This window comes from Streptomyces sp. NPDC003247, from assembly GCF_042888135.1.
Taxonomy (GTDB): Bacteria; Actinomycetota; Actinomycetes; order Streptomycetales; family Streptomycetaceae; genus Streptomyces.
Genome location: NZ_JBIAPF010000009.1, coordinates 34765 through 50364, shown reverse-complemented (window position 1 = coordinate 50364; position 15600 = coordinate 34765). Strand labels below are relative to the sequence as shown.

Sequence of the window (15600 nt, the reverse complement as noted above, 5' to 3'; positions counted from 1 at the left end):
TCCCGCACCTGTGCGCGCCCCGTGCGCCGGTCGGCGCGGGTGGGCGCCGCACCTTCCCGGGGGACACCCTGTCCACCGGCACAGCCGTTCCGGCCACAATGGGGGAATGAGCGACAGTCCAGCCCCACTCGCCGACCCGCACCTCGTCCACGACCCCGTCGCGGGCGACGGCCCCAAGGACGTGGTGATCCTCGGCTCCACCGGATCGATCGGCACCCAGGCCGTCGACCTCGTGCTGCGCAACCCGCACCGCTTCCGGGTGACCGGCCTGTCCGCCCACGGCGGCCGGGTCGCGCTCCTCGCCGAGCAGGCCCGCCGGCTGCGGGTACGGACCGTCGCCGTGGCCCGCGAGGACGTCGTCCCGGCCCTGCGCGAGGCGCTCGCCTCGGAGTACGGCACCGGCGAGCCGCTGCCCGAGATCCTCGCCGGACCCGAGGCGGCCACCCTGCTGGCCGCCTCCGACTGCCACACCGTCCTGAACGGCATCACCGGCTCCATCGGCCTCGCCCCGACCCTCGCCGCCCTGGAGGCGGGCCGCACCCTCGCGCTCGCCAACAAGGAGTCGCTCATCGTCGGCGGCCCGCTGGTCAAGGCGCTCGCCAAGCCCGGTCAGATCATCCCGGTCGACTCCGAGCACGCGGCCCTCTTCCAGGCCCTCGCCGCCGGCACCCGCGCCGACGTGCGCAAGCTCGTCGTCACCGCCTCCGGCGGCCCCTTCCGCGGCCGGACGAGGGAAGAGCTGGCGCACGTCACCGTCGAGGACGCCCTCGCCCACCCCACCTGGGCCATGGGCCCGGTGATCACGATCAACTCCGCGACCCTCGTCAACAAGGGCCTGGAGGTGATCGAGGCGCACCTGCTCTACGACATTCCCTTCGACCGCATTGAGGTCGTCGTGCACCCCCAGTCGTATGTCCACTCGATGGTTGAGTTCACGGACGGATCGACCCTGGCGCAGGCGACGCCCCCCGACATGCGCGGGCCCATCGCCATCGGCCTGGGCTGGCCCGAGCGGGTGCCCGACGCGGCGCCCGCCTTCGACTGGAGCAAGGCGTCGACGTGGGAGTTCTTCCCGCTCGACGGCGAGGCCTTTCCCTCGGTCGGCCTCGCCCGGCACGTGGGGGAGCTCGCGGGGACGGCCCCGGCGGTGTTCAATGCCGCCAACGAGGAGTGCGTGGAGGCGTTCCGCCGCGGCGCGCTGCCGTTCAACGGGATCATGGAGACGGTGACACGGGTGGTCGAGGAGCACGGCACGCCGGTCACGGGAACTTCACTGACCGTGTCGGACGTCCTCGAAGCGGAGACCTGGGCACGGGCCCGGTCCCGGGAACTGACAGCACAGACGACGACCGCGGAGGCGCGTTGATGACGTCCTTGATGATGATCCTCGGCATAGTCGTCTTCGCGGTCGGCCTGCTGTTCTCGATCGCCTGGCACGAGCTGGGGCATCTGTCCACGGCCAAGCTCTTCGGCATCCGCGTGCCGCAGTACATGGTCGGCTTCGGCCCGACCCTGTTCTCGCGCCGCAAGGGCGAGACCGAGTACGGCGTCAAGGCCATCCCCTTCGGCGGCTACATCCGCATGATCGGCATGTTCCCGCCCGGCGACGACGGCCGGATCACCGCCCGCTCCACCTCGCCCTGGCGCGGCATGATCGAGGACGCCCGCTCCGCCGCGTTCGAGGAGCTCCGGCCGGGCGACGAGAACCGCCTCTTCTACACGCGCAAGCCGTGGAAGCGGGTCATCGTGATGTTCGCGGGCCCGTTCATGAACCTGGTCCTCGCGGTGGCACTGTTCCTCACCGTCCTGATGGGCTTCGGCATCTCCCAGCAGACCACCACGGTCAGCTCCGTCTCCCAGTGCGTCATCAAGCAGAGCGAGAACCGCGACGACTGCACCGCCAAGGACCCGGCGTCCCCGGCCGCGGCCGCGGGCCTGAAGGCCGGCGACAAGATCGTCTCCTTCGACGGCGTCCGCACGGACGACTGGAACGAGCTGTCCGACCTCATCCGCGCCAACCCCGACAAGACCGTCCCCGTCGTCGTCTCCCGCGACGGCGAGGACCTCACCCTCCAGGCGACGATCGCCACCAACCAGGTGGCGAAGAAGGACGCCGACGGCCAGATCGTGCAGGGCGAGTACGTCACCGCCGGCTTCCTCGGCTTCAGCGCGGCCACCGGCATCGTCCGGCAGGACTTCGGGGAGTCCGTGACCTGGATGGGCGACCGCATCGGCGAGGCCGTCGACTCCATCGCCGCCCTGCCCGGCAAGATCCCGGCCCTGTGGAACGCGGCCTTCGACGGCGCCCCCCGCGAGCCGGACTCGCCCATGGGCGTGGTCGGCGCGGCCCGTGTCGGCGGCGAGATCTTCACCCTGGACATCCCGCCCACCCAGCAGCTGGCCATGGCGTTGATGCTGGTCGCGGGCTTCAACCTGTCCCTGTTCCTGTTCAACATGCTGCCGCTGCTGCCGCTCGACGGCGGCCACATCGCGGGCGCGCTCTGGGAATCCCTGCGGCGCCACCTCGCGAAGGTGCTGCGCCGTCCGGACCCGGGCCCGTTCGACGTGGCGAAGCTGATGCCGGTGGCGTACGTGGTCGCCGGGGTCTTCGTCTGCTTCACGATCCTCGTACTGATCGCGGACGTGGTTAACCCCGTCAGAATCTCCTAGCCACCCACCGTTCGAGACGGCCGGGCACCCTGGGGTGCCCGGCCGTCCGCCGTCCCGGCCCCGGCGGTCTCCCATCGAGTGGGTTTGACCGGCGGGATGTGCTCCGGCCAGTGCCCGTGCCGTAATCTCGGAGGCCGGAGCCCGCTGCTCACGGGACCGGACCTTGATCCACGACTTGGGGTTGCACAGCAGATGACTGCGATTTCTCTCGGCATGCCGTCCGTTCCGACCAAGCTCGCCGAGCGCCGGAAGAGCCGGCAGATCCAGGTCGGCTCGGTGGCGGTCGGCGGGGACGCCCCGGTGTCCGTGCAGTCGATGACGACGACCCGTACGTCGGACATCGGTGCCACGCTCCAGCAGATCGCCGAGCTGACCGCGTCGGGCTGCCAGATCGTGCGGGTGGCGTGCCCCACGCAGGACGACGCCGACGCCCTGTCGACGATCGCCCGCAAGTCGCAGATCCCGGTCATCGCCGACATCCACTTCCAGCCGAAGTACGTCTTCGCGGCGATCGAGGCGGGCTGCGCGGCGGTGCGGGTCAACCCCGGCAACATCAAGCAGTTCGACGACAAGGTCAAGGAGATCGCGAAGGCGGCGAAGGAGCACGGCACCCCGATCCGTATCGGCGTCAACGCCGGTTCGCTGGACCGGCGCCTGCTCCAGAAGTACGGCAAGGCGACCCCCGAGGCGCTCGTCGAGTCCGCCCTGTGGGAGGCGTCCCTCTTCGAGGAGCACGACTTCCGGGACATCAAGATCTCCGTCAAGCACAACGACCCGGTCGTGATGATCGAGGCCTACCGGCAGCTCGCCGCCGCCTGCGACTACCCCCTCCACCTCGGCGTCACCGAGGCGGGCCCCGCCTTCCAGGGCACGATCAAGTCGGCCGTCGCCTTCGGCGCGCTCCTCTCCCAGGGCATCGGCGACACCATCCGCGTCTCGCTGTCCGCGCCGCCCGCCGAGGAGGTCAAGGTCGGCCTCCAGATCCTGGAGTCCCTCAACCTCAAGCAGCGCGGTCTGGAGATCGTCTCCTGTCCGTCCTGCGGCCGCGCCCAGGTCGACGTCTACAAGCTGGCCGAGGAGGTCACCGCGGGCCTGACCGGCATGGAGGTCCCGCTGCGGGTGGCCGTCATGGGCTGTGTGGTGAACGGCCCCGGCGAGGCCCGCGAGGCCGACCTCGGCGTCGCCTCCGGCAACGGCAAGGGCCAGATCTTCGTCAAGGGCGAGGTCATCAAGACCGTCCCCGAGTCCAAGATCGTCGAGACCCTCATCGAGGAGGCCATGAAGCTGGCCGAGCAGATGGAGGCGGACGGCATCACCTCCGGCGAACCGTCGGTGTCGGTCGCGGGCTGACCAGCCAGGCCCTCACCCTTCGAGCGCCGGCCGGGCAACCCGGCCCGCCCGGCGTCCGAAGAGGGGACCCTCACCCTTCGAGCGCCGGTCAGGCCGTCCAGCCCGTCCGGCGTCCGAGGACGAGGCCCCTTCAGGGCCGAAGCGGGGGCCCGGGGACAGGCAGCCCCCGGCGACGGTCCGGCGCCCGACGGCCCCCAGGCCCGGGAGCCGAACCGCAGGGCGCACTGCCCAGCTTCCGCAGGTACAGTGCGGAGATCAGGCAGCCCCCAGTGTGAGGCCCCGCACGTGTTGACGCAGACCACCTCCCGGGTCCTCGAACCGAGCGACCTGGACGCCGCGCTCGCCGTCCTCGACCGCGAGCCGGTCGCGAACGCCTTCGTGACCTCCCGTGTGCAGGTCGCCGGCCTGGACCCGTGGCGGCTGGGCGGCGAGATGTGGGGCTGGTACGAGGACGGCATGCTGACCTCCCTGTGCTACGCCGGCGCCAACCTGGTCCCCATCTGCGCCACCCCCCGCGCCGTCCGCGCCTTCGCCGAGCGCGCCCGCCGGGCCGGCCGCCGCTGCTCCTCCGTCGTCGGCCCCGCCGAACCCACCGCCCAGCTGTGGCGGCTGCTCGAACCCCACTGGGGCCCGGCCCGCGAGGTCCGCACCCGCCAGCCCCTCATGGTCACCGACCGCATGCCCGCCGACATCGCCCCGGATCCCTACGTCCGCCGCATCCGCAAGGACGAGATGGAAACGATCATGCCGGCGTGCGTGGCCATGTTCACCGAGGAGGTCGGCGTCTCCCCGATGGCGGGCGACGGCGGACTGCTCTACCAGGCCCGGGTCGCCGAACTCGTCGGCTCCGGACGCTCGTTCGCCCGCCTCGACGACCGGGGCAGGGTCGTCTTCAAGGCGGAGATCGGCGCGGCGACCCCGCAGGCCTGCCAGATCCAGGGCGTGTGGGTGGCCCCCGAGTACCGGGGCAGAGGGCTGGCGGCCCCCGGCATGGCGGCGGTCCTGCGCTACGCCCTGGCGGACGTGGCCCCGGTGGTGAGCCTGTACGTGAACGACTTCAACACGGCGGCCAGAAGGACGTACCAGAGGGTGGGGTTCCGGGAGACGGGCGCGTTCATGAGCGTGCTGTTCTAGTGCTGTTCCAGAGGGCCCGGCCGCTCGGCGTCGGACGAGCCCGCGCCCCGCGGACGGCGGAACCTCCCCTGTAGTCTCCCGTCATGGACCTCGTCATCGGCCCCTTGGACCTCACAGCCCACGTGGACGAGGCCTTGGCCGTCCAAGCCGTCGCCTTCGGGCTGGGCCCGGACGAAGTGGCCGTCCGCCGGCAGATCGTCCTGCGTCACATGGCGTACCCCGGAGCGAGGGCCCTCGGCGCCACGGTCGGCGGCACGCTCGTGGGCTTCGTGTACGGCATGCCCAACGACCGCACCCACTGGTGGTCCACCGTCGTGGAGCCCTACCTCCACGCCCAGGGGAACGACGCCTGGCTCGACGACTCCTTCGTCATCACCGAACTCCACGTCCACCCCGCCCACCAGAACCGCGGGGCGGGCCGCGCCCTGATCACCACCATCACCGACGGCGCCACGGAACCCCGCTCGATCCTCTCCGCGATCGACACCGAGAGCCCCGCCCGGGCCCTCTACCGCTCCCTCGGCTACCAGGACCTGGCCCGCCGCGTCCTCTTCCCCAGCGCCCCCCGGCCGTACGCGGTCATGGGCGCCCCGCTCCCGCTGCGCCGCCCGCACGGCTGACGGATTTCCGGCCACCCAGGGCTCCCGGCTAACCTCCTAGCCATCACCATCTCCCGCTCCCGGCATCGCCCGAGCGGGGGACCCCCATCCGGCAGGAGTACGAGAACCATGGCGAACGCACCGGTCCAGCGCATGTCCCAGTTGATGGCGAAGACCCTGCGCGACGACCCCGCCGACGCCGAGGTCCTCAGCCACAAGCTCCTCGTCCGCGCCGGCTACGTGCGCCGCACCGCGGCCGGGATCTGGACCTGGCTCCCGCTCGGCAAGAAGGTCCTCGCCAACGTGGAGCGCATCGTTCGCGAGGAGATGGACGCGATCGGCGCCCAGGAGGTGCTGCTCCCCGCCCTGCTGCCGAAGGAGCCGTACGAGGCGACCGGCCGCTGGGACGAGTACGGCCCGGAGCTGTTCCGCCTGAACGACCGCAAGGGCGGCGACTACCTCCTCGGCCCGACCCACGAGGAGATCTTCACGCTGATCGTGAAGGACCAGGCGTCCTCCTACAAGGACCTGCCGGTCATCCTCTACCAGATCCAGACCAAGTTCCGGGACGAGGCCCGCCCCCGCGCCGGCATCCTGCGCGGCCGCGAGTTCCTGATGAAGGACTCCTACTCCTTCGACACCGAGGACGAGGGCCTCGCCCGGTCCTACGCCCTGCACCGCCAGGCCTACCAGAAGGTGTTCGAGCGCCTCGGCCTCGACTACCGCATCTGCGCCGCCACCGCCGGCGCCATGGGCGGCTCCAAGTCGGAGGAGTTCCTCGCCCCGGCCGGCGCCGGCGAGGACACCTTCGCGGACTGCCCGAACTGCGACTTCGCGGCCAACACCGAGGCGATCACCTACGAGCTCAAGCCGGTCGACGCCGACGGCGTGCCCGCCCTCGAGGAGATCCCGACCCCGGACACCCCGACCATCGAGACCCTCGCCGCCTCCCTCGGCGTCCCGGCCTCCGCCACCCTGAAGAACCTCCTCGTCAAGGTCGACGGCGAGATCGTCGCCGTCGGCGTCCCCGGCGACCGCGAGGTCGACCTGGACAAGGTCGAGGCCCACTTCGCCCCGGCCACCGTCGAGTTGGTCACCGCCGAGGACTTCACGGGCCGCCCGGACCTGGTCCGCGGCTACGTCGGTCCGCAGGGCCGCCAGGAGAAGCTGACGTACATCGCCGACCCGCGCGTGGCCCCCGGCACCGCCTGGATCACCGGCGCCAACAAGGAGCACACGCACGCGAAGAACGTCGTCGCGGGCCGTGACTTCGAGGTCGACGCGTACGTCGACGTCGTGGTCGTGCAGGAGGGCGACCCCTGCCCGAACTGCGGCACCGGCCTCAAGCTGGACCGCGCCATCGAGATCGGCCACATCTTCCAGCTCGGCCGCAAGTACGCCGACGCCCTCAAGCTGGACGTCCTCGGCCAGAACGGCAAGCCGGTCCGCGTCACCATGGGCTCCTACGGCATCGGCGTCTCCCGCGCCGTCGCCGCCCTCGCCGAGCAGACCGCCGACGACAAGGGCCTGTGCTGGCCCGCCGAGGTCGCCCCGGCCGACGTGCACGTCGTCGCCGCCGGCAAGGCCCTCCAGACCGAACTCGCCCTCGACGTCTCCGAGAAGCTGCGGGCGGCCGGTCTGCGCGTCCTGGTCGACGACCGGGCCGGTGTCTCCCCGGGCGTCAAGTTCACCGACTCCGAGCTGATCGGCGTACCGAAGATCCTCGTCGCGGGCCGCCGCTCGGCCGAGGGCGTCCTGGAGCTGAAGGACCGCCGCACCGGCGAGCGCGAGGAACTGACGGTGGACGAGGCCCTCGCCCGCCTCACCGCCTGACGGACGAACCCCCCCGGCACGCGGGGTGCCCCCACGGCACCCCGCCCCGGGCCCGACACTCCGGCCGCCCTCGCGCCCGCCCCGGGCCCGACGCTCCGGCCGCCCTCGCGCCCGCCCCGGGCCCGACGCTCTGGCCGCCCTCGCGCCCGCCCCGGGTCCGGTACGGCGGCTGCCCTCGCGTGCCGGCCTGGGTGCCAGAGCGGGCCTGGGCACTGGACCGGGGGTGGGCGCGAGGACGGGAGCGGCCGGAGTGCCGGACCGGGCCATCCGCGCCGCTCTCACGTCGGCACCCGCGCCGCCGCTCCACCTACAGCCAGCCGGCGAACTCCAGCAGCAGTTCCGCGTCGCGGGTCCGGCCCACCCGGCGGGCCCGCAGACCGGACTCCACCGCGCGGAACAGGGTCCAGCCGCGCAGCCGTTCCTGGTCCACCTCCAGCGACTCCGCGAGCCGTTTCACGCGCCGCCGGGTGGTCGCCGCCCCGGACGGCGAGGCGATCAGGTCCTCCACCCGGTCCCGCACCAGCCGGGCCAGGTCGAAGGCGCACTCGCCGACCACCGGATCCGGTCCCACGGCCAGCCACGGCATCCGCTCACCGGACAGCACCTTGCTCTGCCGGAACGTGCCGTGCAGCAACCGGTGCTCGGGCGGCGCGGCGAGCAGCTCCGCACGCGCCGTGAGCGCCGCGTCGACCAGCGGGACCACCTCGGCGTCGGCACTCGCCCGCATCGCCTCCGCCTGCCGCCCGGTGCGCTCGGCCACCGTCTCGAACACCCGCCCGGCGTCGTCGCCGGGCGGCTCGACCCACAGCCGTCGCAGCGTGCCCGCCGCCTCCAGCAACGCCTTGGCCTCCGGCAGCGACCGCACCGACACATCGGGGTGCAGCCGCTCCAGCAGCAGCACCCCCTCCGTCACCGGCCCCTCCAGCAGCAGTACGGCCCCCAGGCCGCCCCAGTGCGCGAGCGCCGCCCGCTCGGCCTCGGGCCGGGAACGGGGCGGGGCCAGCTTCAGCACGGCCGGGGTCCCGTCGGCGCACCGCACCAGCACCACCAGACTGCTGCGCCCACCCGGCACCTGCACCCGCTCGACGGTCAACCCGCGTAGAGAGACGGCCTGTCGGGCCGCCTCCGGCAGTTTCTCCAGCCAGTCGTCACCGTCCGGTGCCGTCTCACCGAGCGCCCTGACCAGACGCCGCGGCGGTTCGAAAGCCATGCGCGATCCGTCCCTTCCCTGCTCCTGGTCCCGCCCTGGTCCCGTCCTGGTCCCGTCCTGGTCCGCTCCGCCACGGCCGTCGGCCCGCCGTAGGCCCCGCCGGGGCGCCTGTGCCCCCGTCCGCCGCCTTCACGACCTTCATGGCCTTGGCCGCCTCTGACGTGTCCTGACGGCTGCCGGCGCCTGCCGGCGCCTTCTGGTGTCTCCTGACGTCTTCCTGAAGTCTCCCGACGTGTCCGCCGCTCCGCCCGGCGATCAAGAGGCCGGTGCCGCCCGCCCCGCCTCCGTGGCCGACGGCCCGGCGCCGGTGGCGGCCGGGTCCCCGGCCGTGGCGGACCGCTCCGCGAGACCAGGGAAGGCTACGCTCCCGCCCCGCCAGCGCACCGCCCGCACCGCCGCCTCCCGCAGCGCCCCGGCCGCCTCCCGGCGCCGTGCGTCCGCGGAGGCCCGCACCAGGTCGGAGTAGACCCCGGCCACCCGTTCCTCCAGCTCGGCGGCGAGCCGCACCGCCGCCACCGCGTCCTCCACCGGGAACGGCAGGGCGTACGCGGCGCTCGCCGCGACCGGCTCCGCACCCAGGTCGCGCACCTCGCGCGCCAGCGCGTCCCGCCGGGCCCGGTGCGCGTCGTACGCCGTCTGCGCCTCCGTGCGCCGCCCCTCGCGGACCCGGCCGCCGACGACGCCGTACCCGTACACCGCCGCGTGCTCGGCGGCCAGCGCCGCCTGGAGCGCCGCCAGCTCCGCGCTGTCCCGGTCGTTCTTCCGCCCGCTCATCGGGCCCCCTCCGTCAGCAGGTACGCGTGCGCGGCACCGGCCGCCGCCACCGAGGCCAGCAACCGGGCCAGTTCGCCGGGCACGGCCGCCAGGGCCGCGAGCCGCTGATCGGCCAGCGTGCGCTCCGCGGCGGCCAGGTCGGCGAGCGCGTCGCCCTCGACCGGGGGAACGGCGGCCGGGGAGGACGCCCCGGAGGCCGACGCGGAAGGGGACGCGGAGGACGAGGCCGCAGGGGAGGGAGAGGGGGAGGCCGACTGCCCGGCGGCGCCCCCGAACGCCGTCAGGTGCTCCACGACCTCCGCCCGCAGCGGCGCCAGCTGCCCCACCAGCGTCGGATGGACGGAGAGGACGGCGTCGTACCGTGCCACCAGCCCCGCGCTGTCCCGCGCCGCACGCGCGCGTGCCCGCTCCGCGGCCGACGGGCTGCCGTCCGAGCCGTCCCCGCCGGAGTCGCCGTCCGAGGAGCAGCTCGCCAGCAGGGCGGCCCCGACGGCCGAGGCGAGCAGGGTTCTTCTGCGCGGACCCGAGAGGGTGCGCGGCGGCGGGGGGAACGACACGGCAGACGTCCTCGGGGAACTCGTACGACAGAAACACCGATCACGGGTGGGCAAGCCCGTGATCACCGTACCCGCGCACCCGCCCGGCACCACTCATCGGCACCGGCCCCACCCCGGTGGCCGCACGGCGCGCGCGGGGCGGCGCGGGCCCGCCCGCGGTGGACGGCAACACCCCCCGCGACCGGATACCCTTTGACCAGACACGCGACCCATCCCACAACAGCACACGCGGCCGAGGAGTCACCCGGATGAGCACCACCCAGAGCGAGAGGCTGCGAGAACTGCTGGAACCGCTCGTCACCTCCCAGGGTCTGGATCTCGAAGAAATCGCCGTGGACTCCGTCGGACGCAAGCGTGTGCTGCGCGTCGTCGTCGACTCCGACAGCGGTGCCGACCTGGACCAGATCGCCGATGTGAGCCGCGCGCTCTCGGCGAAGCTCGACGAGACGGACGCGATGGGCGAGGGCGAGTACACCCTCGAGGTCGGCACCCCGGGCGCGGAGCGCGCCCTCACCGAACACCGCCACTACGTACGGGCCACCGACCGCCTGGTGCGGTTCCAGCTCCACGAGGACGGTGAACTCGTCGCCCGCATCCTCACCGTGGACGACGACGGCCTCGACGTCGAGGTACCGGGAGTGAAGGGCCGCAAGGCCACCACCCGCAGACTCGCCTTCGACGCCATCGACCGGGCCCGCGTCCAGGTCGAGTTCAGCCGCAAGGACAAGAAGGACATGAAGGAAGAGGAGGAGGCGTAGCCGTGGACATCGACATGAGCGCCCTGCGGGGCTTGGTGCGGGAGAAGGAGATCTCCTTCGACCTGCTGGTCGAGGCGATCGAGTCGGCCCTCCTCATCGCCTACCACCGCACCGAGGGAAGCCGCCGCCACGCGCGCGTGGAGCTGAACCGGGAGACCGGTCACGTGACCGTGTGGGCGAAGGAGGACCCCGAGGACCTCGAGGAGGGGCAGCAGCCCCGCGAGTTCGACGACACCCCGTCCGGGTTCGGCCGCATCGCCGCCACCACGGCCAAGCAGGTGATCCTCCAGCGCCTGCGCGACGCCGAGGACGACGCGACGCTCGGCGAGTACGCCGGCCGTGAGGGCGACATCGTCACCGGAGTGGTCCAGCAGGGCCGCGACCCGAAGAACGTGCTCGTCGACATCGGCAAGCTGGAGGCCATCCTGCCGGTGCAGGAGCAGGTCCCCGGCGAGACCTACCAGCACGGCCTGCGCCTGCGGTCGTACGTCGTCCGCGTGGCCAAGGGCGTGCGCGGACCGTCCGTGACGCTCTCGCGCACCCACCCCAACCTCGTGAAGAAGCTCTTCGCCCTGGAGGTGCCGGAGATCGCCGACGGGTCCGTCGAGATCGCCGCCATCGCCCGCGAGGCCGGCCACCGCACGAAGATCGCGGTCCGCTCCACCCGTTCGGGCCTGAACGCCAAGGGCGCCTGCATCGGCCCCATGGGCGGACGCGTGCGCAACGTCATGGGCGAACTGAACGGCGAGAAGATCGACATCGTCGACTGGTCGGACGACCCGGCCGAGATGGTGGCGAACGCGCTGTCACCCGCCCGGGTGTCGAAGGTGGAGGTCGTCGACATGGCGGCCCGCTCCGCCCGCGTCACCGTTCCGGACTACCAGCTGTCCCTGGCGATCGGCAAGGAAGGGCAGAACGCCCGGCTCGCCGCCCGCCTCACCGGCTGGCGGATCGACATCCGGCCGGACACGGAGCAGTCCGGGGAATAGATCTCGGCCGGTGGCCGTTGAGATCACGACAGTTCTTGCGCGGTAACTGTGCGATTCCTGCCCCAAAGGGGTGGGGTCGCTACGGGGAGGTAGACTTAACTGTGTCTGGCCGGACGCACGCCCGAACATGCCCTGAGCGCACCTGCGTGGGGTGCCGGGAGCGGGCGGCCAAGACGGAGCTGCTGCGCATCGTGGCGGTCGAGGACGCCTGCGTCCCCGATCCTCGCGGTACGCTGCCCGGCCGGGGTGCGTACGTGCACCCCGCCCCGGTCTGTCTCGACCAGGCGGTACGCCGCCGAGCGTTCACCAGGGCTTTGCGCGCCCCGGGAGCGCTCGACACAAAGGCGTTGCGCCGGTACGTCGAGCAGACGACAGTTGCCGATCAGGTAACACCGTAAGACGTGTCGCGCGGAACCCCCGTGCGGCTCTGGTACCCCGCGAGTTGGAAGTAGGTCGAGATTGCGATGAGCACTCGATGAGCACGCGATGAGTACGCCCATGAAGTAGCGACGGTCCGGACGCAACCCGGACCTCAAAGGAGCGAAGTGGCTAAGGTCCGGGTATACGAACTCGCCAAGGAGTTCGGTGTGGAGAGCAAGGTCGTCATGGCCAAGCTCCAGGAACTCGGTGAATTCGTCCGTTCGGCGTCTTCGACGATCGAAGCGCCTGTCGTACGCAAACTGACTGACGCCTTCCAGGGTGGCGGTGGCGGCAGGTCCGCCAAGCCCGGCGCCCCGCGCAAGGCGGCCCCCAAGCCCGCCGCGCCGTCCCCGGCGCAGGCGGCTCGTCCCGGTCCGGCCGCGCCTCGGCCGGCCGCCCCCAAGCCTCCGGCGGCCCCGCAGCCCGCGGCCCCCGCCGCGCCGGCCGCATCGTCGGCTCCGTCGGCCCCCGCGCCGTCGGCCCCCGGCCCGCGCCCGGGTCCCCGACCCGCGCCGCGTCCGGCCCCCGCCGCCCCGGAGTTCACCGCTCCGCCGTCGGCCCCGGCCGCGCCGAAGCCCGCCGGACAGGGTCCGCGCCCCGGCGCCCCCAGGCCCGGTGGCCGTCCCGGCCCCGGCCAGGGTCAGCAGGGCGGTCAGGCCCCCCGTCCGGCCGCCGCGCAGGGTCCGCGCCCCGGTGGCGCCGGCGCCCCGCGTCCGGGCGCCCGTCCGGCCGGTCCCCGTCCGGGCAACAACCCCTTCACCTCCGGCGGCAACGCCGGTATGGCCCGTCCGCAGGCCCCCCGTCCGCAGGGCGGCCCCGGCGGTCCGCGTCCCGGCGGCGCTCCGGGCGCCGGTCCCCGTCCCCAGGCCCCCGGTGGCCAGGGCGGCGGTCCGCGTCCGCAGGCTCCGGGCGGTCCGCGCCCGTCGCCGGCCGGCATGCCCCGCCCGCAGGGCGGTCCCGGCGGTCCGCGTCCCGGCGGCCCGCGTCCGAACCCCGGCATGATGCCGCAGCGTCCGGCTGCCGGCCCCCGTCCCGGCGGCGGCCCCGGCGGTCGCGGTCCCGGCGGCGGCGGTCGTCCCGGTGGCGGCGGCGGTCGTCCGGGCGGCGGCGGCTTCGCCGGTCGTCCCGGTGGCGGTGGCGGCGGTTTCGCCGGTCGTCCCGGTGGTCCGGGTGCCGGTGGTGGCGGCGGCTTCGCCGGCCGTCCCGGTGGTCCGGGCGGTGGCGGCGGTGGCCGTCCCGGCTTCGGCGGTCGTCCCGGCGGTCCCGGTGGCCGCGGTGGCACGCAGGGTGCCTTCGGCCGTCCGGGTGGTCCCGCGCGCCGTGGCCGCAAGTCGAAGCGGCAGAGGCGCCAGGAGTACGAGGCCATGCAGGCCCCGTCGGTCGGCGGCGTGATGCTGCCTCGCGGCAACGGCGAGACCATTCGCCTGTCGCGCGGTGCGTCGCTCACCGACTTCGCGGAGAAGATCAACGCCAACCCGGCGTCGCTCGTCGCGGTCATGATGAACCTCGGCGAGATGGTCACCGCGACCCAGTCCGTCTCCGACGAGACCCTGGAACTCCTCGCCGGCGAGATGAACTACACGGTTCAGATCGTCAGCCCGGAGGAGGAGGACCGCGAGCTGCTCGAGTCCTTCGACATCGAGTTCGGCGAGGACGAGGGCGACGAGGAGGACCTGGTGGTCCGCCCGCCGGTCGTCACCGTCATGGGTCACGTCGACCACGGTAAGACCCGCCTGCTCGACGCCATCCGCAAGACGAACGTCATCGCGGGCGAGGCCGGTGGCATCACCCAGCACATCGGTGCCTACCAGGTCGCGACCGAGGTCAACGCCGAAGAGCGCAAGATCACCTTCATCGACACCCCGGGTCACGAGGCGTTCACCGCCATGCGTGCCCGTGGTGCGAAGTCGACCGACATCGCGATCCTGGTCGTCGCGGCCAACGACGGCGTCATGCCGCAGACGGTCGAGGCGCTCAACCACGCCAAGGCGGCCGACGTCCCGATCGTCGTCGCGGTCAACAAGATCGACGTCGAGGGCGCCGACCCGACCAAGGTGCGCGGTCAGCTGACCGAGTACGGCCTGGTGGCCGAGGAGTACGGCGGCGACACCATGTTCGTCGACATCTCCGCCAAGCAGGGTCTGCACATCGACTCGCTGCTGGAGGCCGTGATCCTCACGGCCGACGCCTCGCTCGACCTGCGGGCCAACCCGAACCAGGACGCGCAGGGCATCTCGATCGAGTCCCGTCTCGACCGCGGCCGCGGTGCCGTGGCGACGGTCCTCGTCCAGCGAGGCACGCTGCGGGTCGGCGACACGATGGTCGTGGGCGACGCCTACGGTCGCGTGCGCGCCATGCTCGACGACAACGGCAACAACGTGGCCGAGGCCGGCCCGTCGACGCCGGTCCAGGTCCTGGGCCTGACCAACGTCCCGGGCGCGGGCGACAACTTCCTCGTCGTCGACGAGGACCGTACGGCCCGCCAGATCGCCGAGAAGCGTGCGGCCCGCGAGCGCAACGCGGCCTTCGCCAAGCGCACGCGCAGGTTCTCCCTGGAGAACCTGGACGCGGCTCTGAAGGCCGGCGAGGTCCAGCAGCTGAACCTGATCATCAAGGGTGACGCTTCCGGTTCCGTCGAGGCACTCGAGTCCTCGCTGCTCCAGCTGGACGTCGGCGAAGAGGTCGACATCCGCGTCCTGCACCGCGGCGTCGGTGCGGTCACGGAGTCCGACATCGACCTGGCGATGGGCTCGGACGCCATCGTGATCGGCTTCAACGTGCGCGCGGCCGGCCGTGCGCAGCAGATGGCCGAGCGCGAGGGCGTGGACGTCCGCTACTACTCGGTCATCTACCAGGCGATCGAGGAGATCGAGGCGGCCCTGAAGGGCATGCTGAAGCCGGAGTACGAGGAGGTCGAGCTCGGCACGGCGGAGATCCGCGAGATCTTCAAGTCGTCCAAGCTGGGCAACATCGCCGGTGTCCTCATCCGCTCGGGCGAGGTCAAGCGCAACACCAAGGCGCGCCTCATCCGCGACGGCAAGGTCATCGCGGAGAACCTCAACATCGAGGGCCTGCGTCGCTTCAAGGACGACGTCACCGAGATCCGCGAAGGGTTCGAGGGCGGTATCAACCTCGGCAACTTCAACGACATCAAGATCGACGACGTCATCGCGACGTACGAGATGCGGGAGAAGCCGCGGGTGTGACCACCCGAGGTGCGCGCCGGCCGGCAGGGTCCGTCCCTGCCGGCCGGCGCGCCGCCGTTCCCGGGGGCACCCGGAAACCCCGTCGAGTCACCGCGGGTAT

Annotated in this window: 13 protein-coding genes; 10 read left to right on the top strand and 3 right to left on the bottom strand. The window is 72.7% G+C overall.

Annotated elements, in window-relative coordinates; translation table 11 throughout:
- The first annotated feature begins 106 nt into the window (after positions 1 to 106).
- The 6 genes from dxr to ACFYWQ_RS28430 all read left to right on the top strand — a co-directional run bounded on the left by dxr (position 107) and on the right by ACFYWQ_RS28430 (position 7586).
- Positions 107 to 1366 (top strand): 1-deoxy-D-xylulose-5-phosphate reductoisomerase, encoded by a 1260-nt coding sequence (dxr, locus tag ACFYWQ_RS28455; protein ID WP_389520154.1) that lies wholly within the window; start codon positions 107 to 109, stop codon positions 1364 to 1366.
- Positions 1367 to 1377: 11 nt separating this feature from the next.
- Positions 1378 to 2670, top strand: a complete 1293-nt coding sequence (locus ACFYWQ_RS28450; protein ID WP_389520567.1) for a M50 family metallopeptidase — start codon at positions 1378 to 1380, stop codon at positions 2668 to 2670.
- 192 nt (positions 2671 to 2862) lie between these two features.
- Positions 2863 to 4020 carry a flavodoxin-dependent (E)-4-hydroxy-3-methylbut-2-enyl-diphosphate synthase gene (ispG, locus tag ACFYWQ_RS28445; protein ID WP_389520152.1) on the top strand — a complete coding sequence of 386 codons (1158 nt, stop codon included), beginning with the start codon at positions 2863 to 2865 and terminating at the stop codon, positions 4018 to 4020.
- Between the two features lie 285 nt (positions 4021 to 4305).
- Positions 4306 to 5154 (top strand): GNAT family N-acetyltransferase, encoded by an 849-nt coding sequence (locus ACFYWQ_RS28440; RefSeq protein WP_389520151.1) that lies wholly within the window; start codon positions 4306 to 4308, stop codon positions 5152 to 5154.
- A gap of 83 nt (positions 5155 to 5237) precedes the next feature.
- Positions 5238 to 5774 carry a GNAT family N-acetyltransferase gene (locus ACFYWQ_RS28435; protein WP_389520149.1) on the top strand — a complete coding sequence of 179 codons (537 nt, stop codon included), beginning with the start codon at positions 5238 to 5240 and terminating at the stop codon, positions 5772 to 5774.
- A 108-nt stretch (positions 5775 to 5882) separates the two neighbouring features.
- Positions 5883 to 7586: a proline--tRNA ligase gene (locus ACFYWQ_RS28430; RefSeq protein WP_389520147.1), complete on the top strand. Its 1704-nt coding sequence runs from the start codon at positions 5883 to 5885 to the stop codon at positions 7584 to 7586.
- A 307-nt stretch (positions 7587 to 7893) separates the two neighbouring features.
- Here ACFYWQ_RS28430 and ACFYWQ_RS28425 read toward each other — a convergent pair whose 3' ends face one another.
- From ACFYWQ_RS28425 to ACFYWQ_RS28415, 3 genes are all read right to left on the bottom strand, one after another.
- The gene (locus tag ACFYWQ_RS28425; protein ID WP_389520145.1) at positions 7894 to 8796 is read right to left on the bottom strand and encodes an aminoglycoside phosphotransferase family protein; all 903 of its coding nucleotides are present in this window, start codon (positions 8794 to 8796) and stop codon (positions 7894 to 7896) included.
- Positions 8797 to 9051: 255 nt separating this feature from the next.
- Positions 9052 to 9570 (bottom strand): ferritin-like domain-containing protein, encoded by a 519-nt coding sequence (locus tag ACFYWQ_RS28420; RefSeq protein WP_389520143.1) that lies wholly within the window; start codon positions 9568 to 9570, stop codon positions 9052 to 9054.
- Positions 9567 to 10127 (bottom strand): hypothetical protein, encoded by a 561-nt coding sequence (locus tag ACFYWQ_RS28415; protein WP_389520142.1) that lies wholly within the window; start codon positions 10125 to 10127, stop codon positions 9567 to 9569. Before ACFYWQ_RS28415 ends, ACFYWQ_RS28420 begins: the two co-directional genes overlap by 4 nt.
- Positions 10128 to 10375: 248 nt before the next feature.
- On the opposite strand from ACFYWQ_RS28415, the gene rimP reads away from it, so the two are divergent.
- The 4 genes from rimP (at position 10376) to infB (ending at position 15500) form a co-directional block, all read left to right on the top strand.
- Complete coding sequence (gene rimP / locus ACFYWQ_RS28410) at positions 10376 to 10885, top strand: ribosome maturation factor RimP (protein ID WP_389520140.1); 510 nt, start codon at positions 10376 to 10378, stop codon at positions 10883 to 10885.
- A 2-nt stretch (positions 10886 to 10887) separates the two neighbouring features.
- Positions 10888 to 11874, top strand: coding sequence for a transcription termination factor NusA (nusA, locus tag ACFYWQ_RS28405; protein ID WP_389520138.1), 987 nt, complete (start codon positions 10888 to 10890; stop codon positions 11872 to 11874).
- Positions 11875 to 11975: 101 nt separating this feature from the next.
- Positions 11976 to 12272: a YlxR family protein gene (locus ACFYWQ_RS28400; RefSeq protein ID WP_389520136.1), complete on the top strand. Its 297-nt coding sequence runs from the start codon at positions 11976 to 11978 to the stop codon at positions 12270 to 12272.
- A gap of 147 nt (positions 12273 to 12419) precedes the next feature.
- On the top strand, positions 12420 to 15500 hold the full coding sequence (gene infB, locus ACFYWQ_RS28395; protein ID WP_389520135.1) for a translation initiation factor IF-2: 3081 nt from the start codon (positions 12420 to 12422) through the stop codon (positions 15498 to 15500).
- Positions 15501 to 15600: the final 100 nt, after the last annotated feature.

What these genes read in the sequence shown, in the direction of transcription:
- rimP (WP_389520140.1), top strand. Translation starts at nt 10,376, where the DNA reads ATGAGCACCACCCAGAGCGAGAGGCTGCGAGAACTGCTGGAACCGCTC.
- ACFYWQ_RS28425 (WP_389520145.1), bottom strand. Translation starts at nt 8,796, where the DNA reads ATGGCTTTCGAACCGCCGCGGCGTCTGGTCAGGGCGCTCGGTGAGACG.
- ACFYWQ_RS28450 (WP_389520567.1), top strand. Translation starts at nt 1,378, where the DNA reads ATGATGATCCTCGGCATAGTCGTCTTCGCGGTCGGCCTGCTGTTCTCG.
- ACFYWQ_RS28430 (WP_389520147.1), top strand. Translation starts at nt 5,883, where the DNA reads ATGGCGAACGCACCGGTCCAGCGCATGTCCCAGTTGATGGCGAAGACC.
- ACFYWQ_RS28435 (WP_389520149.1), top strand. Translation starts at nt 5,238, where the DNA reads ATGGACCTCGTCATCGGCCCCTTGGACCTCACAGCCCACGTGGACGAG.
- dxr (WP_389520154.1), top strand. Translation starts at nt 107, where the DNA reads ATGAGCGACAGTCCAGCCCCACTCGCCGACCCGCACCTCGTCCACGAC.
- ACFYWQ_RS28420 (WP_389520143.1), bottom strand. Translation starts at nt 9,570, where the DNA reads ATGAGCGGGCGGAAGAACGACCGGGACAGCGCGGAGCTGGCGGCGCTC.
- ispG (WP_389520152.1), top strand. Translation starts at nt 2,863, where the DNA reads ATGACTGCGATTTCTCTCGGCATGCCGTCCGTTCCGACCAAGCTCGCC.